This window comes from Methyloceanibacter sp. (assembly GCF_051306395.1).
In the GTDB taxonomy this organism is placed as follows: domain Bacteria; phylum Pseudomonadota; class Alphaproteobacteria; order Rhizobiales; family Methyloligellaceae; genus Methyloceanibacter.
Genome location: NZ_JBPPND010000249.1, coordinates 1 through 18,590, shown reverse-complemented (window position 1 = coordinate 18,590; position 18,590 = coordinate 1). Strand labels below are relative to the sequence as shown.

The 18,590-nt window shown below is 63.9% G+C and carries 17 protein-coding genes, 1 tRNA gene and 1 pseudogene; 12 read left to right on the top strand and 7 right to left on the bottom strand.

The window, feature by feature from the left end:
* Positions 1–48 precede the first annotated feature (48 nt).
* From ACSLE4_RS13200 to ppx, 5 genes are all read left to right on the top strand, one after another.
* Positions 49–1,188 (top strand): DUF2066 domain-containing protein, encoded by a 1,140-nt coding sequence (locus ACSLE4_RS13200; RefSeq protein ID WP_435904899.1) that lies wholly within the window; start codon positions 49–51, stop codon positions 1,186–1,188.
* A 93-nt stretch (positions 1,189–1,281) separates the two neighbouring features.
* Positions 1,282–1,893 (top strand): CDP-alcohol phosphatidyltransferase family protein, encoded by a 612-nt coding sequence (locus ACSLE4_RS13195; RefSeq protein WP_435904898.1) that lies wholly within the window; start codon positions 1,282–1,284, stop codon positions 1,891–1,893.
* The gene (locus tag ACSLE4_RS13190) at positions 1,890–2,567 is read left to right on the top strand and encodes a hypothetical protein (protein WP_435904897.1); all 678 of its coding nucleotides are present in this window, start codon (positions 1,890–1,892) and stop codon (positions 2,565–2,567) included. The genes ACSLE4_RS13195 and ACSLE4_RS13190 overlap by 4 nt, the downstream gene beginning before the upstream one ends.
* Before the next feature lie 102 nt (positions 2,568–2,669).
* A complete protein-coding gene (locus ACSLE4_RS13185) occupies positions 2,670–4,862 on the top strand; it encodes an RNA degradosome polyphosphate kinase (protein ID WP_435904896.1) in 2,193 nt (730 codons plus the stop codon).
* Between the two features lie 9 nt (positions 4,863–4,871).
* Complete coding sequence (ppx, locus tag ACSLE4_RS13180; protein WP_435904895.1) at positions 4,872–6,389, top strand: exopolyphosphatase; 1,518 nt, start codon at positions 4,872–4,874, stop codon at positions 6,387–6,389.
* Here ppx and ACSLE4_RS13175 read toward each other — a convergent pair.
* A complete protein-coding gene (locus ACSLE4_RS13175) occupies positions 6,386–6,763 on the bottom strand; it encodes a hypothetical protein (RefSeq protein ID WP_435904894.1) in 378 nt (125 codons plus the stop codon). The two genes, ppx and ACSLE4_RS13175, sit on opposite strands and share 4 nt — an antisense overlap.
* A 178-nt stretch (positions 6,764–6,941) precedes the next feature.
* On the opposite strand from ACSLE4_RS13175, the gene ACSLE4_RS13170 reads away from it, so the two are divergent.
* The 3 genes from ACSLE4_RS13170 to ACSLE4_RS13160 are packed head-to-tail and all read left to right on the top strand — an operon-like array spanning position 6,942 to position 8,386.
* Complete coding sequence (locus ACSLE4_RS13170) at positions 6,942–7,862, top strand: DnaJ C-terminal domain-containing protein (RefSeq protein WP_435904893.1); 921 nt, start codon at positions 6,942–6,944, stop codon at positions 7,860–7,862.
* Positions 7,859–8,188: a MerR family transcriptional regulator gene (locus tag ACSLE4_RS13165; RefSeq protein WP_435904892.1), complete on the top strand. Its 330-nt coding sequence runs from the start codon at positions 7,859–7,861 to the stop codon at positions 8,186–8,188. Before ACSLE4_RS13170 ends, ACSLE4_RS13165 begins: the two co-directional genes overlap by 4 nt.
* Positions 8,189–8,191: 3 nt before the next feature.
* Positions 8,192–8,386: a DUF2905 domain-containing protein gene (locus ACSLE4_RS13160; protein WP_435904891.1), complete on the top strand. Its 195-nt coding sequence runs from the start codon at positions 8,192–8,194 to the stop codon at positions 8,384–8,386.
* Here ACSLE4_RS13160 and rnd read toward each other — a convergent pair.
* The 3 genes from rnd to ACSLE4_RS13145 form a co-directional block, all read right to left on the bottom strand.
* Positions 8,354–9,538 (bottom strand): ribonuclease D, encoded by a 1,185-nt coding sequence (gene rnd, locus ACSLE4_RS13155; protein ID WP_435904890.1) that lies wholly within the window; start codon positions 9,536–9,538, stop codon positions 8,354–8,356. The genes ACSLE4_RS13160 and rnd overlap by 33 nt on opposite strands.
* Before the next feature lie 229 nt (positions 9,539–9,767).
* Positions 9,768–9,947: a hypothetical protein gene (locus ACSLE4_RS13150; protein ID WP_435904889.1), complete on the bottom strand. Its 180-nt coding sequence runs from the start codon at positions 9,945–9,947 to the stop codon at positions 9,768–9,770.
* Between the two features lie 161 nt (positions 9,948–10,108).
* Entirely contained in the window at positions 10,109–10,396 is a 288-nt protein-coding gene (locus tag ACSLE4_RS13145) for a hypothetical protein (RefSeq protein WP_435904888.1), read from the bottom strand.
* Positions 10,397–10,567: 171 nt separating this feature from the next.
* On the opposite strand from ACSLE4_RS13145, the gene aspS reads away from it, so the two are divergent.
* Complete coding sequence (gene aspS / locus ACSLE4_RS13140) at positions 10,568–12,346, top strand: aspartate--tRNA ligase (RefSeq protein WP_435904887.1); 1,779 nt, start codon at positions 10,568–10,570, stop codon at positions 12,344–12,346.
* Here aspS and ACSLE4_RS13135 read toward each other — a convergent pair.
* A complete protein-coding gene (locus ACSLE4_RS13135) occupies positions 12,343–13,644 on the bottom strand; it encodes a DUF2254 domain-containing protein (RefSeq protein ID WP_435904886.1) in 1,302 nt (433 codons plus the stop codon). The genes aspS and ACSLE4_RS13135 overlap by 4 nt on opposite strands.
* A 295-nt stretch (positions 13,645–13,939) precedes the next feature.
* On the opposite strand from ACSLE4_RS13135, the gene ACSLE4_RS13130 reads away from it, so the two are divergent.
* On the top strand, positions 13,940–14,980 hold the full coding sequence (locus ACSLE4_RS13130; RefSeq protein WP_435904885.1) for a ceramidase domain-containing protein: 1,041 nt from the start codon (positions 13,940–13,942) through the stop codon (positions 14,978–14,980).
* A 102-nt stretch (positions 14,981–15,082) separates the two neighbouring features.
* A tRNA-Leu gene (locus ACSLE4_RS13125) sits at positions 15,083–15,171 on the top strand.
* Between the two features lie 95 nt (positions 15,172–15,266).
* Here the strand turns inward: ACSLE4_RS13125 and ACSLE4_RS13120 are convergent.
* The gene (locus tag ACSLE4_RS13120; protein ID WP_435904884.1) at positions 15,267–16,094 is read right to left on the bottom strand and encodes a diguanylate cyclase domain-containing protein; all 828 of its coding nucleotides are present in this window, start codon (positions 16,092–16,094) and stop codon (positions 15,267–15,269) included.
* A gap of 225 nt (positions 16,095–16,319) precedes the next feature.
* Here ACSLE4_RS13120 and ACSLE4_RS13115 point away from each other — a divergent pair, with 225 nt between their 5' ends.
* The gene (locus ACSLE4_RS13115; protein WP_435904883.1) at positions 16,320–18,455 is read left to right on the top strand and encodes a molybdopterin-containing oxidoreductase family protein; all 2,136 of its coding nucleotides are present in this window, start codon (positions 16,320–16,322) and stop codon (positions 18,453–18,455) included.
* A 5-nt stretch (positions 18,456–18,460) separates the two neighbouring features.
* Here ACSLE4_RS13115 and ACSLE4_RS13110 read toward each other — a convergent pair.
* A pseudogene (locus ACSLE4_RS13110) lies at positions 18,461–18,590 on the bottom strand (antibiotic biosynthesis monooxygenase); the annotation flags it as partial.

The window sequence follows — 18,590 nt, the reverse complement described above, 5'->3', positions numbered from 1 at the left end:
GCGTCCCCGGGGCCGGGTACGGGACTGATAATGGCGGCAGAGTTAGACATGCGTTTTAGGCGGTTGGCACCGTTTACTCTGAAGTTGAGTCTCTTTGCGCTCATCGGCGTGGCGGCGCTGGCGCAGACCACGGGCGAAGCGGCCGCAGGCAGCCTGTACGACGTCGCCAAGATCTCGGTGGACACCACCGCCAAGAACGCCGTGGCGGCGCGGACGAACGGCATGGCCCAGGCCGAGATGCGGGCTATGGAGGTCCTGATCGGCCGGCTCGTGCCGCTGAGCGTCCAGGCGCAACTGCCAGAGTTCTCCCGCGAGGAGGTCCAGGAGCTGGTCACGGGCGTGGCCGTGCGCAAAGAGCAGACCTCGACCACGCGCTATATCGGTCTGCTCGATGTGCGCTTCAATCCATATTCGGTGCGGCAGTTCTTTGCCGACTACGCCATTCCCATGCGCGAGGACCAGGCACCGTCCATCTCCATCCTGCCTGTGATGCTATCCGGCGATAGCGTGACGGACGGCGCGGGCGATGGCTGGGCGAAAGCCTGGGAGGACCTGGATCTCGCCAACAGCATCACGCCTGCGACGCTCGTTCGCCCGCGCGCCGATCTCGACGCCGGGACCGTGAAGGCGGCCCTGTCCGGCGATCCGGACGCCTATGCCGCGCTCCGCAATGCTTACGGTTATGGCGGCCTGGTGATCGCCGTGGGCGAGAAGACGGACGGCCATCTAAGAGTGCGGCTCGCCGGGGAGGACGCCGTCGGTGCTGTCACCTTCGACCAGACCTATTCCGCCAGCAAGACGGGCGCTGCCGCGAGCGCCGCTTTTGCCGCCTTGGAGAGCCGTTGGAAGACGACGCAGGAGGGCGGTGCGCCGCCGCCGGGGGAGACCGCTTATCAGGAGGGATCGCCCCCTGTGGGCGCCGCCGCGGGACCGGGAGCGCCTAATGAGGTCCCGCGCAACGTTGTCGCCTTGGTTGAATTCTCGGGGCTAAGGGATTGGCAGGAGATTCGATCCCGCCTGACCCAGATCGCCGGCCTCAACACACTGGAGGTCAATTCCATGTCGGCCCGTGCCGCCGCGGTTACGTTCGATTTCGCGGGTTCTCTCGATAACCTCCAGGCGACGCTGGGGCGGAACGGATTTGCGCTGGATGAGAGGAATGGCACGCTTGTGCTGCGCTCCCAATAGGCCGGGCGAAGGCGGAAGCCAACCGTTTCGCACGCGGATTCTGATAAGGTTCGCGAAAAGCCCGGTTTGCGCCGGAGCTTGGGAGAAGCGCCGGTGAACATCCCCAACACGCTCACGCTCGCGCGGATCGTCGCCGTACCGCTCCTGGTGTGGCTGATCATCGATCAAGAGATGTTCGCGGCGTTCATGGTATTCGTGCTCGCCGGGCTGTCCGATGCGGCGGACGGTTACCTCGCCAAGCGCTATGGGTGGAATACGGAGCTTGGCGCCTATCTCGACCCCATCGCCGACAAGGCCTTGCTCGTCACTATCTACGTGACCCTGGGACTCGCCGGACACCTGCCGGTGTGGCTGGTCATCGCCGTGGTGAGCCGCGACATTCTCATTGTGGGCGCGGTGCTGCTTGCTTGGATGATGTCGCGCCCGATCAATGTGAAGCCGCTGCTTATTAGCAAGGCGAATACGTGTTCGCAGATCGCGCTGGCCGGTGTGGTGCTGGCCGAGCTTGGACTCGGTCTTGGCCTCGGCACTCTCGTCTGGGTTCTGATCTGGGTGACGGGAACTTTCACCATCCTGTCGGCCTTCGCCTATTTCTGGGCGTGGCTCCGGCACATGGCGCGCTACGAGCCGGCGCCCACCCCGCGGCCGAGCCGCCGCAAGGCGCGCGCAGCCGACGCGCCGCGATCAGGGGTCAGGGCGTCGTGAGCCTCGACCAGCTCACCTTCGACTTGCCTCATAGGGCCGCCCTCGGCGCGGAAGATTTTCTCGTCAGCGATTGCAATGTCGCCGTGGTGAAGCTGGTCGATGCGTGGCCCGATTGGCAGGCCCCGGTCCAGCTTCTGATCGGGCCGCCCGCGAGCGGCAAGACCCATCTCGTGCGTGTGTGGCAGGGTCGCTCGGGCGCCGTGGCGCTCGATCCGGCCCATCTCGGGATCGCCTTGCTGGACAGGCTGGGCTCGGGCTCGTCCATCGTGGTGGAGGATGCCGACCGTGCCGGCTACGACGAGAAGACGCTGTTCCATCTGCTGAACCTGGCGCGCGAGAAACGCCTCTTCGTGCTGCTCACCGCCCGCATCGGCCCGAACCGCTGGGACACCAGCTTGGCGGATCTGACCTCTCGGCTGAGCGCGGTGCCGGTGACGGAGATCGGCACCCCGGACGAGGCGCTGTTGCGCACGGTGATGCTGAAGCAGTTCGCCGACCGGCAGCTTGATATCGACCCGAAGGTGCTCGAGTTCCTGGCGCTGCGCATTGATCGCTCGCTAGAGGCGGCAGCGGCGGCCGTGGAGGCCGTGGACCGCGCCGCGCTCCGTTCGGGCCGCAAGATCAGCCGTCAGCTCGTGGCCGAGGCGCTCCAGGGTACAGCCTCGGCGGAATAGAGCCCCGGAATTGGCGTTTTCTGTAACGCTAGTGATACATTTAGGGGCGTAACATGACAGTTCCGTCAGACGGTTTTCAGAGCGCGCAAAGCGCCGAGTTTCATGAGGTTAGTGATGAATGTGCCGGAAAAGGTCGAGCCGGATAGCGCGGCCGCACGCATCTCGGCGTTTGGCCCCAGCCGATATTTTAACCGTGAGCTTTCCTGGCTCGACTTCAACAAGCGGGTGATGGAAGAGGCCGAGAACGAGCGCCATCCCCTGTTGGAGCGCCTACGCTTTCTCTCCATTTCGGCCACCAACCTCGATGAGTTCTACATGGTGCGCGTGGCGGGCCTGCGCGCCCAGGTCGTCGCCGGCATCGAGACACCGAGCCAGGACGGGCTGACGCCGTCCGAGCAGCTGGACCGCATCGACCAATCGGTGGCGGAGCTGACCGCCCAGCAGCAAGAGGCCTGGGTCACGATCGAGGCGCTTCTCGGCGAGGCGGGCCTCCACCTGCTCACCGCCGACCAGCTCTCCGACGATGAACGCAACTGGCTCGAGGATCACTTCCTCAATCACATCTTCCCGGTGCTGACGCCGATCGCCGTCGATCCGGCGCACCCGTTTCCGTTCATTCCCAATTTCGGCTTTACCCTTGGCCTCGAGCTGGTGCGCGAAGGCTCGTTCCGCACCATGCACGCGCTTCTTCCGATCCCGCCGCAGCTCGATCGCTTCATCCGCCTACCGGGCCAGGCCGGGGCGAAGGACGACATCCGTTTCGTCAGGCTGGAGACGGTGGTCGGCATCTTCGTGGCGCGGCTGTTCCCGGGCTACCGGGTGAGAAGCCAGGGCGCTTTCCGGGTGGTGCGCGACAGCGATATCGAGGTTCAGGAAGAGGCCGAGGATCTGGTGCGCGTGTTCGAATCGGCGCTCAAGCGCCGTAAACGCGGCTCGGTCATCCGTCTCGAGATGGAGGCCACCATGCCCTCGCGGCTCCAGCGCTTCGTCATGCAGGAACTGAAAGTCTCCGAGCGCGAGAGCTTCGTGCAAAAGGGGCAGATCGGCCTTGCCGACACCAACCAGCTCATCGTGTCCGACCGGCCGGACCTCAAGTTCCAGCCTTTTGTCAGCCGGTTCCCCGAGCGTATCCGCGAGCACCAGGGCGATTGCTTCGCGGCGATCGCCAAGAAGGACATCGTCGTCCACCACCCCTATGAGTCCTTCGACGTGGTGCTCCAATTTCTGAAGCAGGCCGCCGCCGATCCTGACGTGGTGGCGATCAAGTGGACGCTCTACCGCACGGGCAAGACCTCGCCGATCATCGAGGCGCTGAAGGACGCGGCCGAGGCCGGCAAGTCGGTGACCGCCGTGGTCGAGCTGAAGGCGCGCTTCGACGAAGAAGCCAACATCAAATGGGCGCGCGATCTGGAAAGCGCGGGCGTGCAGGTGGTCTACGGGTTCCTCGAGCTCAAGACACACGCAAAGCTCAGCCTGATCGTGCGGCGCGAGCGCGGCGCGCTTGCCACCTATTGCCACGTCGGCACCGGCAACTATCACTCGGTGACGGCCAAGATTTATACGGATCTGTCGTTCTTCACCGGGGACCGCTCCATCGGCAACGACCTGTCGCGCATCTTCAACTACGTGACGGGCTACGCGGAGCCGGCGGAGCTGGAAGCCATGGCCGTGTCGCCCGGAGGCATTCGGGCGCGAATCCTCGATCACATTCGCGAGGAGATGTACCACGCCAAGGCAGGACGCCCCGCCGCCATCTGGATGAAGATGAACTCTCTTGTGGATTCCGAGATCATCGATGCGCTCTACGAAGCGAGCCAGGCAGGGGTCGAGATCGACCTCGTGGTGCGCGGAATCTGTTGCCTGCGGCCGGGCGTGCCGGGGCTCTCGGCGAACATCCACGTCAAGAGCATTGTCGGACGCTTCCTGGAGCACTCGCGTATCTACTGCTTCGGCGCCGGCCATGGGCTTCCGCATCGCAAGGCGGTGATCTATATCAGTTCCGCCGACATGATGCCGCGCAACCTGGACCGCCGGGTGGAGGCGATGACACCCATCAAGAATCCCACGGTGCACGAGCAGATCCTCGACCAGATCATGGTGGCGAATCTCAAAGACAATCTTCAAAGCTGGCGGGTGCTGCCCGATGGAAGCTCGACCCGCATCCCGGTCGAAGAGGGGGACGAGCCCTTCAGCGCCCAGAATTACTTCATGACCAATCCGAGCCTGTCGGGCCGCGGCACGTCGCTAACTGAGAGCATGCCGCCGCGCTTTACGCGGTTGGTCGAGAGCGTCTAGGCTCTCCGTATGGCTTTGCGCAACGATCGAGCCCCCGTTGCCGTTGTCGACATCGGTTCGAACTCGGTGCGGCTCATCGTCTATGACGACGCCACCCGAGCCCCGGCCCCCGTCTACAACGAAAAAGTGCTCTGTGGATTGGGGCGCTCTATTGCCACCACCGGTAAGCTCGAGGCTTCCGGCGTGTCGCGGGCGCTGCGGGCGCTCAGGCGGTTTCGCGCGCTGATCGAGCAGCTCCATGTCGACCGCACCGAGGTGATCGCCACGGCTGCGGCGCGCGAGGCGGAGAACGGCCCCGATTTCATCGCCCAGGCTGAACAAGTGCTCGGGCGCCAGGTCACGGTGTTATCCGGCAATATGGAAGCCGAGCTTGCAGCCCTCGGCGTCGTCTCCGGCATCTACGCCGCGGACGGGTTCGCCGGCGATCTCGGTGGCGGCAGCCTCGAGCTGATCGACGTGCGCGGCGGGCGGCTTTCCGACGCCATGACAATGCCGCTTGGAGGCCTAAGGCTGATCGATGCCTCTGGCGGCAGCCTGAAGAAAGCGCGCGAGATCGTGGATGCAGAATTCTCCAAGGTGGATTGGCTGGAGAAGGGCAGGGGCCGCGATTTCTACGCCATCGGCGGCACCTGGCGGGCGCTGGCGCGGCTGCACATGGCCCAGACCAGCTATCCCTTGAGCGTGATGCACAATTACCGGATCGATGCGGACGAGGCGCTGAAATTCGCCGCACTGATCGATCATCAGTCGCAAAGCTCGCTGGCTGGCATTCGCGATCTCTCCAGCGCCCGGCGCGAGACGGTGCCTTACGGTGCGCTCGTGCTGGAGCGGCTGATCAAGCAGATGAAACCGCGGTCCATCGTCATCTCCGTGCTCGGCATACGCGAAGGGCTGCTCTACAGCCTGCTGAGCGAAGAAGAGCGCGCCAAGGACCCGCTGCTTGAGGCTTGCGTCCATCTGGCGGAGCAGCGCTCCCGCTCCATCGAGAATTCCTACGAGCTTTGTGATTGGACGGACGCGCTGTTCCGCGTGCCGGGGCCGGTGGAGACACCGGAGCAGACACGCTTGCGGCACGCGGCCTGCCTTCTGTCGGATATCGGCTGGCGGGCGCATCCCGATTATCGCGGCGCCCAGAGCCTCAACCTCGTGGCCCATGGCGACTTCGTCGGGGTGGACCATCCGGGCCGCGCATTTTTGGCGCTCACCGCCTATTACCGCAACGAGGGCCTCGTGAAGGACGACCTCAGTCAGCGGCTCATCGAGCTCGTCGACAAGGAGACGCTAAAGCGGGCGCGCATTCTGGGTGCGGCTTTCCGGGCCGCTCATATGGTCGCCGCCGCGATGCCGGGCGTGCTGCCCCACACGCCGCTCAGCTATGAGGGCAATCGCCTCATCTGGCAGCTGCCGGAGCCCTACGCCAATCTCGAAGGCGAGCGGGTGGAACGGCGCTTCAAATCGCTCGCGAATCTGCTGGAGCGGGAGCCCGAGATCAGGGTCGGGACGCCATTCCAGCTTGCTGCCGGCTAGGACCCCGGCACTTCGTCCGCCTTCCGGAGGCGCTCGAAGGCTTCCGCGGCACGCCTGCTGTAGGATTTCGGCCAATCCTGGAAGTAATTTAGCGAAGTTCCCGAGGCAAAACAGTAGACCCTGCCGGTATCGGGGTCCGCCCAGTTGATCGAGCAATCAGCCTTGATCAGAGCTCCGGAAATCAGCCCGATCGGGTCGTAATTGCTGAACTCGCCTTTGAGATCGGTAGGCGCGTAGGACTTCCAGATGCCGAGGTCGGTGGCGCCCGGCCGGTCCCGCATGGTGGATTCGGCGGAATCCGCGCCCGCCAACGAGGTGAGGCCGAGAACAGCGCCCGCGAGACAGACCGCGAGGGTATGGGCAAAGCGTTGCATCTTAGATCATCTTCTTCTACTTCGATCTTGTCGGGGGCCGGAATGGGCTCCCGAGGCTTACATGTCCAACTTGCGAGGCGCGTGCGCCGTTCCCCAAATCACATCGCGACTTAAGGGATCTTAGCCCTCGCCGGTTCAAGACCTTAAGCCGGGGTCTCACTTCATTCAAGATTGGTCGATGGCAGAGGACCTTTATTCCGTACTTGGCGTTCAGAAGACCGCGAGCGCCGGCGAGATCACCAAGGCTTACCGCAAGCTGGCCAAGAAGCTGCACCCGGACCTCAATCCTGGTGACACGGTGGCCGAGGACAAGTTCAAGCAGATCTCCCACGCCTACTCGATCCTCAAGGATCCCGAGCAACGCGGAAAATACGACCGCGGCGAGATCGATGCGAGCGGGCAGGAGCGGCCGCAGCAGCAATATTACCGCGAATATGCCGGGGGGCCGGAGGGCGCCCGCTATCAGTCTTCGGCGGGCTTTGAGGATATCGGGGCGTTCAGCGATCTGTTCGGCGACATGTTCGGCGCTGGCATGCGCGGTGGAAGGCGCGGCGGCGGGCAGTTCTCCATGCGCGGCCAGGACGCGCAATACCACCTCGATATCAGCTTTCTCGATGCGGTGAACGGCACCAAGCAGCGCATTACGCTGCCCGACGGCGGCACGCTCGACGTGACCATCCCTGCCGGGGTGAGCGAAGGCCAGGTACTGCGGCTCAAGGGCAAGGGCATGCCGGGCCTGGGCGAGGGCCCCGCGGGAGACGCGCTGGTCGAGGTCGGTGTGAAACCGCATCCCGTGTTCAAGCGCGAGGGCAACGACATCGTGGTCGATTTGCCCATCAGCTTCGATGAGGCGGTGCTCGGCGGCAAGGTCGAGGTGCCGACTATCGGCGGGCGCGTGGCGGTGACCGTGCCCGCGGGTTCCAACACCGGGCAGACGCTGCGGCTTAAGGGCCGGGGCGTAAAGGGCAAGGGCGATCAGCTTGTGAAGCTCACGGTGATGATGCCCGAGACCGTCGATGACGACCTCAAGAGTTTCGCGGAGGAATGGCGCAAGAGTCATCCCTACGATCCGCGCGGCAAATTGAAGGAGCGTGCATGATGCCGAGCGAGCAGGATGTCATTGCCCGCGTCCAGAGCCTCACGGTGACCCGGCTCAGGGTCTGGGTAAGCCGGGGGCTCATCAAGCCGGAGGACGACGCGGAGCGAAGCTATTCCGAAGCCGACATCGCCCGGGCTGCGCTGATCCGCACCCTCGAGGACGAGCTCGGCTTCGACGAGGAAGACGTGCCCGTGTTGCTGTCGCTCATCGATCAGATCCACGGACTGCGTTCAGAGTTGCGCGGTCTTCTCGAGGCGATGGAGGACCTGCCTCCGGATGTGCGGACCACCGTCCGCATGCGCATCGAACAGCGGCGGCGGCGCTGAGCCATGCGCGGGGGAACGGTCGTCTTCTATTTGCTGCTGGTCATCTTGCTGACGATGGCCAGCGTGCAATACGGGCTCGGGCGGCTGCCCGGCGACATCGTCGTCGATCTCGGTAGCATCTATTTCTATCTGCCGTTCACCACCGCGATCATCGTCGCTGTGCTGCTAGGCGTTGTCTTCTGGTTCTTCCGCCGCTGAGCCCTCCGGCGCCAGCACCGTCACCGCACCGCTTCTGATGGCGAGCGCCAGGTCCCCGCGCTTTAGGGCGAGTGCGTCTTCGCCGAACAGCTTGAGGCGCCAGCCTCTAAGCGCGGCCGCGTCCGCATCATCGGATCGCGCGATCTGCTCCAGGTCTTCGGAGGTGGCGATCAGCTTCGGCGCCACGCCGTGGCGTCCGGCGGTTGCCTTCAACAGCACGCGCAGGAGATCGACCACCGCTTGGGCTTCCGGCGGCATCGGCTCGCCCCGCTGAAGCGGCGGCACGGTCGCCGGATCGCGCTCACGGCCGCGTTGCACCGCCTCGAGAACAGCGCGGCCGCGCTGGGAGCGGGCAAAGCCATTATGCAATGACCGCAGCGAGCCGAGGTCTTCGACCGAGCGCGGTGCCTGCCCGGCGATATCGTAGAGCGCTTCGTCTTTCAGTACGCGGGAGCGCGGCACGTCTTGAGTCTGCGCCTCTCGCTCGCGCCAAGCGGCGAGTTCCATGAGGATGGCCAGCGCCTTGGGCGTCTTGATGCGCATCTTGAGCCGCCGCCAGGCGTGCTCCGGATGCAGCTCGTAGGTCGCGGGGTCCGTCAGCACCGCCATCTCTTCATTGAGCCAGCTCGCCCGCTCGGACTGGTCGAGCTGGGCACGAAGCTTGGGATAGAGATCGCGCAGATAGGTCACGTCGCCCAGCGCGTAGGTAAGTTGCCGCTCCGACAGAGGCCTGCGGCTCCAGTCGGTGAACCGCGAGCTCTTGTCGAGATTGCGGCCGAGCAGCCGCTTAACCAGCATGGAGTAGCTGACTGCCTCGCCGAAGCCGCAGACCATGGCGGCGACTTGCGTGTCGAAGATCGGATGCGGGATTACCCCTGCCAGATGATGCACGATCTCGACGTCCTGGCGCGCCGAGTGAAAGACCTTGAGCACGGTCTCGTCGACCATGAGGTCGAAGAGGGGCTTGAGGTCGATATCCGGCGCCATGCTGTCGATCAGGACCTCGGTCTCGCCGCCGGCGATCTGCACGAGGCACAGGCGCGGCCAGAAGGTCTGCTCGCGCATGAACTCGGTATCGACGGCGATGAAGGGGGCGGTGGCGAGTTTGGCGCAGGCCGCCGCGAGATCCTCGGTACGCGTAATCAGTTCCATGGTGGGCCGGATATAGCCCAACGCCTGGCACGCGGCCAAGAGCGCGAACGTCGCAAATGCAAACTATGAGGGGAAAAAGGGAGTTGGCCGGCGGCGCTGCCGCGGCCCATGCGGGCTTAGGAAGGCCCGCTGTGGGGCGTCAGACGGAGCCGGACTGACCCGTGGAGGCCGTTATTACGGCCGAATTGGCCGTCTCTTTCGTACGCGAAACTTAGTGGCATCCCGATGCTCAGCGGATCGCGGAGGTCACGACCGGGTCCGCTTGCATCAGCTTGGCATGGAACACGGTAGAGGCGTCGTTACTGGCCGGGCCATGGATGGCAGACGAGATCAGCGAGAAGAGCGTGACAAGCAGAGCGATAGTCCACGCCTCGATGGGAATGCGCGTCTTGACGGGAATCTTCGTCATTTCAAGTCTCCCTCGGTTTGTGTGCCCGATCTGACCTATTCAACGTGGACGCCCCGGCGAGGGTTCCTAACAAGGTCTTGAAATTTTGATTTTGCCACCCCACGCCAGCGTTATTTCTTGTTTTTCAAAGGCCAGTTTATTTACGATGCGCTAACCGTAACTTATTTGGGCACCACGCTGGGGTCGCCGCCGGGCGTTCCGGGCGGCGGAATCACGGGCGTGGTGCCGGGAAGGGGGTCCGGCGCCGGCGCGTGGATGCCTGCGTCGCCCACAGGCGGCGGCTCTATTACGCCTTTATTCTCGTCAAGTTGCTCGCTCAGGGTTTGATCCTCATCGATGCCCGGAACCGGCTCGCTGACTTGTTCGGCCAGAGCAGGCAGCGGGATCACGAGCGCCGCCGCCGCAAGCAGGGCGCGGGTTCTAAGGGCTACTTTTATGGCGGACGTCATGTCTCAAGGCTCCTCTTTTGCGAGTTGTGAGAGAGAAAAACCCGCAGGCGTGCCTCATCGTTCCGGGGCGAGCGCGGGCAGCCCGCCCGTCTTGACAAGGGTGCGCTTCCCGTGCGGTGTTCCGCGGCACCTGAGACCCCCGCCACTCCCGCCAGAGCCGTTTTCAAAGCCATGCACGCTTATCGCACCCATACTTGCGGCGCGCTCCGTAGCGACGACGTGGACAAGACCGTCCGTCTTTCGGGCTGGGTGCACCGCATCCGCGACCATGGCGGGCTGTTGTTCGTCGACCTGCGCGACCATTACGGCATCACCCAGATCGTCGCCGATCCGGATTCTCCGGTGTTCGCCGCGGCGGAAAAGTTGAAGCCTGAGTGGGTGGTGCGCGTCGACGGCGAGGTCGTGGCGCGCACGGAAGACACGATCAACCCGAACCTGCCGACCGGCCAGGTCGAGGTGCGGGCGAACGGTCTCGAGGTGTTGTCGGAATCCGCCGAACTTCCTTTGCCGGTGTTCGGCGAGCCGGACTATCCGGAAGAAACGCGTCTCAAATTCCGCTGTCTCGATCTTCGGCGCGAGAGCTTGCACAACAACATCATGAAGCGCGCGGCGATCATCACGTCCTTGCGCGAGCGCATGCGCGACGCCGGCTTCTTCGAGTTTCAGACGCCGATCCTCACCGCGTCGTCGCCGGAAGGCGCGCGCGACTATCTGGTGCCCTCCCGGGTGCATCCCGGCAAGTTCTACGCTCTGCCGCAGGCACCGCAGCAGTTCAAGCAGCTCATCATGATGGGCGGTTTCGACCGCTACTTCCAGATCGCGCCGTGCTTCCGCGACGAGGATGCGCGCGCCGACCGGTCGCCCGGCGAGTTCTATCAGCTCGACCTGGAGATGAGCTTCGTTACGCAAGACGACGTGTTTGAGACGGTCGAGCCGATCATCCGCGGATTATTCGAGGAATTCGGCGGCGGCAAGCCGGTGACCCCCAAGTTCCCGCGCATCCCCTATGCGGAGGCGATGCACAAATACGGCACCGACAAGCCGGACCTGCGCAATCCGATCGCGATGCAGGACGTGACCGAGCATTTCCGGGGCTCGGGCTTCAAGATCTTCGCCGGCATGATCGAGATGGACGTGAATACGCGCGTCTGGGCGATCCCCGGCGAGGGCGGCGGCTCGCGCGCGGTGTGCGACCGCATGAATTCTTGGGCCCAAGGCGAAGGCCAGCCGGGCATGGCCTATATTTTCTTCCGCGACGGCGAGGGCGCCGGACCCGTAGCTAAGAATATCGGCGCCGAACGCACCGAGGCAATCCGCGAACAACTTGGACTTGGCGACGGCGATGCGGTGTTCTTCGTCGCTGGCCTGCCGAAAGAGTTCTGCGACTTCGCCGCGCGCGCCCGGGTCAGGATCGGCGACGAGCTCAAGCTGACTAAGACGGACTGCTTCGACTTCTGCTGGATCGTCGACTTCCCGATGTTCGAGTGGAACGAGGAGGAGAAGAAGATCGACTTCTCCCATAATCCATTCTCAATGCCGCAAGGCGGGCTCGAAGCACTCGACACGATGAGGCCCGAAGAGGTCCTGGCCTATCAGTACGACCTCGTGTGCAACGGGGTGGAGCTCTCGTCCGGCGCCATCCGGAACCACAAGCCGGAGATCATGGAGAAGGCCTTCGCCATCGCCGGCTATCCGAAGGAAGAGCTGGAGCAGCGTTTTGGCGGCATGCTGCGCGCGCTGCAATACGGTGCGCCGCCTCACGGCGGCATCGCGCCGGGTATCGACCGCATGGTCATGCTGTTATGCGGCGAGGACAATCTCCGCCAGGTGGTGATGTTCCCGATGAATCAGCAGGCGGAGGATCTCCTCATGGGCGCACCGTCGGAGGTGTCGCCGGAGCAGCTCAAAGAGCTCAACATCCGCATCGCGTTGCCCAAGGCAAAGAGCTAGCTGTTCTTTCGCCTTTTCGCTGGGACCTGATCCAGCGCAAGCTTGGCCCGCTCCTCGAGCGTTTGCAGATCCTGCTTCTGAGCTATGTTGCGGCGCCCGGTCTCCAGCACCATCTCGATCTGCTCTTCGAGTGCGGGTCGCTGGGTCTCGTTGGCTTGTGCCAGAAGCTGACCGAGACTTTCGACCAGGCGGATGAGCACGGCGGCCTCGTCATGTCCGTGCTGGCGGATCTGGCGAAAGGCTTCCTCGACTGTCTCGGCAAAGGTGGAGCGCGGCGCTAGTAGGCGCACATTGTCGTCCTCGTCCGTCCACACCGATTGGGCCGGGCCACGCTGCATAATCTTTGCCAGCGACACGCTGAGTCGGTCGATCACGGCCGTGGCGGTGAAAGGATCGCTGATGCTGGGGGAGAGCGCGCGCAGCGCTACCTCGACGAGCTGGCGGATCGAAGTTTCCAACTCCTGAACGGAGGCCCGCTCGCCGCCCAGCACGAGGCAGTTCTGGATGCGCTCTTGTGTCTCTTCGGTCGCGGCATCCGCGGGCGCGATCCAGGCGAAGGCAGTGCCTTCGATGACGTGGCGTCCCGGCTTGAAGGAAATCTCGATCACCACATCGGCCTCCTTTGCGATCTCGACGAGCCCATGATGATCGAGCGCCTGAACGTAGCCACTGCGATGAAGCGTGAGCAGCGCGCCGGTCTTCATGGGACGCTTGTCGGGGGCACTGGCTTGCTCGAAATCGGCGTCGGGGAGGAGCCGCGCGATGTCCGAATCAAGCGCGTCGCCGACACGGTCGATGGTGTTGTCGGCGATGATCGATCTGGCGAGGTGATGCACGAACATCAGCAGCGCGACGAGGCAAAGCAGCGCCAGCACGGTGCCGCCCGTCACCGCGAGGTTGGGTACGGAGTCCGTTCCGCCATAGGCCGAGCGCAGCACGAGCAGCAGATAGACGACCGTTCCGATAAACAGGCCGAGAGTTGCTTGCGTGCGGCGGTCGTCCATGAAGCCGCGGATGAGGCGGGGTCCAAGTTGCTGCGCCGCGAGCGTCAGCACGACCATGGTGATGGAGACCACCAAGGTCGCCATGGTGATCATGGCGGTGACGAGATTGGAGAGGAACTGCGGGGCCGCCTCCGCGTCACCGCTATAGAGGAACCACACCGGATCGTCGCCCTGACGGACCCGGATGTTCACGGCGAGGATTGCGGCGGCCGCGGCCAGCGCCATTATGAGAATCGGCAGCGCCCAAAGGCTCGACCGCACGTCATGCCAAATCTTGAAAAGCCGCGTAAACATGCCCAACGCCTTGTGACGAAACGGAGTCCAAAATCCGTCTGAGCGTCAGTCTTAAGGCAAGCGGCAAGGCCCGGCTAGGGTTCGGCGAGTTTCCGTGAGCGCGGTCTCTGGCGGCGCAAAGATTCGCGTCAAATGCATGACACCACTGACGCAGCACGCGTTTCGCGTTTAACATGCGCCTAGGGCAAATGGACGGTGGGACGTTCCAAATCAAAAGACTGCAAGCTTCCGGCGTGCGGCTCGCCGGAGAGGGAGGGCCTCTTTCCTGTTTGACGGGTCGAAAGGACAAGGGACCATGACATTTGGCGAGCACGTTTTTCTCTATTGCGAGCGCGGAACGAACGAGGCGCTCTGGGCCGAGCCGATCAACGCCATATCGAATGCCGGCTTTCTTCTCGCTGCGTTAATCTTCTGGCAGCTCGTTTTGTGGCGGCCCCGAGAGGAGCGCAACGCCGACCACTATCTCCTCGTGGCTCTCGCCTTCCTCATCGGCTTTGGCAGCCTCGCGTTCCATCTTTTTGCCGACGAGGGGACGGCGATGGCCGACGTGATCCCGATCGGCCTGTTTATGCTGGTCTATCTCGGCTTTGCGCTGAACCGCTTTTTGAGCGTGCCGCCGGGTTGGACGGTGTTACTCGTCGTGGTCTTCACCGGCCTCGTGGGCGCGGCCATGCAGGTCTATTGCTCGGACGGCGGCATCGGCCTGCCGGGGGCGGCTCCGGACGCCAAGCCCTGCCTCAATGGCAGCATGGCCTATGTGCCGGCGCTCGGTGCGCTCATAATCGTCGGCATGGTGGCCGCGGAGCGGCATCGCAAGGCGGCGCCCTACATCTTGGCGGCGGCTGTCGTCTTCGCGGTCTCGATCATCCTGCGTTCGGTGGATCTCGCGCTCTGCGAGCAGTTGGTGATCCACGGGCGGAAGGTCGGCACCCATTTCATCTGGCATCTGCTCAACGCCGTGGTGCTCTTCCTACTGCTCAGGGCAAGCCTCGAGACTGGGGTCAAAGAGGTGACGGCCGAGACCGAGTGGGCGCCCGCGCCAGTACCTGCGCCCGTGGAAGCGGTCCCCGCGAAGAACGAGCTCAAGGAGAGCCCGGAAGTGGCCTCAGCCGGCGAGGAAGCGGTGGTGAAGGCGGCAGAGCCTGAACCCCAGCCCGAGCCGGAGCCTGAGCCTGAGGCCGAACCGGAGCCTGAGCCGGAACTTGAGGACGAGAAGTTGGAGGCAGACGACACGCCCGAGCTAGACCCGGAAGATGAGCTGGAGCCTAAAGCCGAGGAGGAAGCCCCGGCGCCCAAGAAGGGCAGGGGAAAGAAGAAGCCGTCCTCTCCCGCCTAGCCTCGGTCCTAGGAAAAAGCTCGCATCAACAAAATGCTAGGGCGCTATCGTTAGACTTTCTGTCGCGATAGCGCTCTAGTGACGCGCTCCGCGCGCGGGGATGCGGACGTGGTGGAACTGGTAGACACACAGGACTTAAAATCCTGAGGGGGGCAACCCCCGTGCGGGTTCGACTCCCGCCGTCCGCACCAATCGCTCTTTCTTGAGCTACGCGACGCGGCCCATGGTGGAGGTGTCTGGGTCGGGCGTGGGCCCTTGCGACGGTACGCGAGGGGGGCGGAAAGCGCTAGGCGATGCGCTTTCGAGCTTCCATGTCCGAGGCGAAGAACACAAGCGCTTTGCCCATCGCCTTGGCCCGATACATGGCGGCGTCGGCGTTGCGCAGCGCATCCTCGGCCGTTCCACCATCTTCGGGGATCAGCGCGATACCGGCGGCCATGCCGATTTCATGTGTGTGCTTGCCGGCGCGGATTGGGGCGGTGAGGCTCTGCACGAAACGCATGCCGATGGTGCGGGCGGACTCGCGGGTCACGTTGTAGGCGAGCACGGCAAATTCGTCGCCGCCGATACGGGCAAGGAGATCGCTCGGCCGGGAGGCCGAACGGAACCGGTCGGCGACGATCTCCAGAACCTGATCTCCGACCGTGTGGCCGTGCGCGTCGTTGACCGGCTTGAAGCCATTCAAATCCATGAGGTAGAGCGCGTGCTCGGTGCCGTCGGTGGGCGGCGCTTTGACCGCCGCTGTCAGCGTCTCCATTAGCGCGCGGCGATTGAGCAAGCCGGTGAGGGGGTCCTGCACTGCCAGCGCGGTGAGCTGCCGTAACTCGATCTCTGCGACCGACCTTAGCGAGGCGTCGCTGCGCTGATCGCTAAAGCGGCGCAAGACAAAGGCGAACAGGCAGGCGGTCAGCAGCGTCGTCAGGAGGATCGCCTCGGCCAGCGAAACCTGGAGCTGCGCCTCGCTCAAGCTCTCCATGAAATAGAAGAGATCGTACTGAAGCGCGAGCAGAAGCGCCGCGAGCATCAGGACGAACATGAGCAGTGCATCCTGCAAGCTGGCGCGCGGATTTCTGGCAATCGCTTTGGTGAGCGTCCGAGGTGTGAAATTGTCCACGATCTCTCCCGTCGAAATCCGGGCGAAGCGTAGCGGCAAGGGCCTAGAAATGTAAATCGAACTTTAGACGATCCGGCGCCTTTTCGCGTTTTTCGAGCGTTCCCGGGGTGACTCAACCGGCGTCGATCCGTGCGCCTTCCAGATCGACAAGATGCCGCACCCCACGTAGGCTGGCCTCCATCAGCGGCCGTTAAGAGCCGCTCCGAGGATGAGGGAGAGCCGGGTATGAACGAACAGCCGAGACGCGAGACCTTTTTCGGGGGGTGTCCCCACGACTGCCCCGACACTTGCGCCATGATCTACGAGGTCGAGGACGGCAAGCTCGTCGAGGTCAGGGGCAACAAAGAGCACCCCATGACGAGGGGTGGGCTCTGCGTGAAGCTCAAGGACTACCACGACCATCATTACAACCCGGACCGTTTGCTCCATCCCTTGCGGCGCGTCGGCCCGAAAGGCTCCCGCCGGTTCGAGCGCATCTCCTGGGACGATGCGATCGCCGAGATCACCACGCGGTGGAAAGACATCATCGCCAAGCACGGCTCTCAGGCGATCATGCCCTACAGCTATCTCGGCAATGAGGGCTTGGTGCAGGGGCTCACCTGCGGCGACGCCTTCTTCAACCGGCTCGGCTCCACGGTGAACGAGAAGACGTTCTGCGCCTCAGGGTCCTCGACCGCGTGGCTACTCACGGTCGGGCCCACGGGCGGCGTCGATCCGGAGAGCTTCACTCACTCCAAATACATCGTGATCTGGGCCTGCAACTCGATCTCCACCAATTTACATCACTGGCCGTTCGTGCTCGAGGCGCAGAAGAAGGGCGCCAAGGTCGTGGTAATCGACTCGTATCGTTCGCGTACGGCGAAGGCCGCTGACTGGCACATCGCGCCGAAACCCGGCACGGACGGCGCGTTGGCCATGGGCATCATCGCCGCACTGATCAGTGGTGGCTATGTGGACGACGAATGGGTCAACGCGCATACGGTCGGCTTTCCGGAGCTGGCCAAGCGCTCGCTCGACTTCACGCCGGACTATGTGGAGGCTGTGACCGGTGTGCCGGCCGAAGACGTCGCCAAGTTTGCCCGCGAGTTCGCCACCGTTCAGCCTTCGGTGATCCGCATGGGCGTGGCGCTCGAGCGGCACGCAGGCGGCGGCCAGACCATCCGCGCCGTCTGCGCGATCCCGGCACTCGCCGGCTCGTGGCGTCACGTGGGCGGCGGGCTGTTGCAAATGCCGTTATGGGAGTTCCCGGTGGACTGGGCGAAGGTCTCGCGCCCCGACTACATCCGCCCCGGAACTCGGGTGGTGAACAACCTGCAGCTCGGCCGCGCGCTCACGGGCGGTATGCAGCTCGATCCGCCGATCATGGGGCTCTATGTGTACAACACCAATCCGGTGAGCCAGGCACCTGAGACCAACCGGATCGTCGACGGACTATCCCGGGAGGATTTGTTCTTCGTGGCCGCCGAGCATTTCGTGACAGACACGGCCGCCTATGCCGACATCATCCTGCCGGCGACCATGGCGGGCGAGCACGACGACATGATGTTCTCGTGGGGGCACTTCTATTTGACGCTCAACGAGAAGGCGATCGAGCCGCGTGGCGAGGCGAAGTCCAACGCCGAGATCTTCCGTCTGCTCTCCAAGGCGTTCGGCTTCGATGACGACCCGCGCTTCACCATGAGCGACATGGAGCTCGCCGAACACTACATCCAATGGGATGCGCCACAGATGGGGGGCATCGGCATGGGATATTTCCGCAAGCACGGCTATTTCCATCTCGCCGTGGGCACGCCCGACGACCGGCTGCCGCACGCGAACGGCAACTTCCCGACGCCGTCCGGCAAGGTGGAGTTCATGGTCGAGGATGCCAAGAACTTCGTCGCGCCACCATTCCGCATGATGTACGAGGACAACCAGTCGGGCGAGGATGTTGATCCGCTGCCGGGTTATGTGCCGCCGCGGGAGAGCGTGGAGACCAATCCCAATCTCGCCGAGCACTATCCGCTTAACATCATCTCACCGAAGAGCCACGGCTTCCTGAACTCGTGCTACGCCAATGAGCCGCACAAGATCAAAGGCCAGGGAGAGCAGTTCGTGCTGATCAGCCCGAAGGATGCCGAGGCACGGTCGATCCGCGAAGGCGATCCGGTCCGGGTGTTCAACGGAAGAGGCGACTTCGAGGGGCTTGCGCGCGTCACCGACGATGTGGGCGAGGGGGTGATCGTGGCGACGCTCGGCTATTGGCGGAGCCTCAACCGCTCGGACGGCTCGGTGAATTCGATCTCTTCCGCGGAGTTCTGCAGCCTTGGCCGGGCGCCTACCTTCTCCGACAACCTCGTTCAGGTTATGCGGGTGAACTAGGGCAGCTACTCGGCCGCGGGGGCGGCCTTGGCAGAGATCTCCTGGAGGGCGGTAAAGCCCTCGAACTCGGGATGGCCGAGATAGAGCGGCTTGCCCTCACCGGCGCGCGCATGGGCCTTTCGGAAGGCTTCCGAT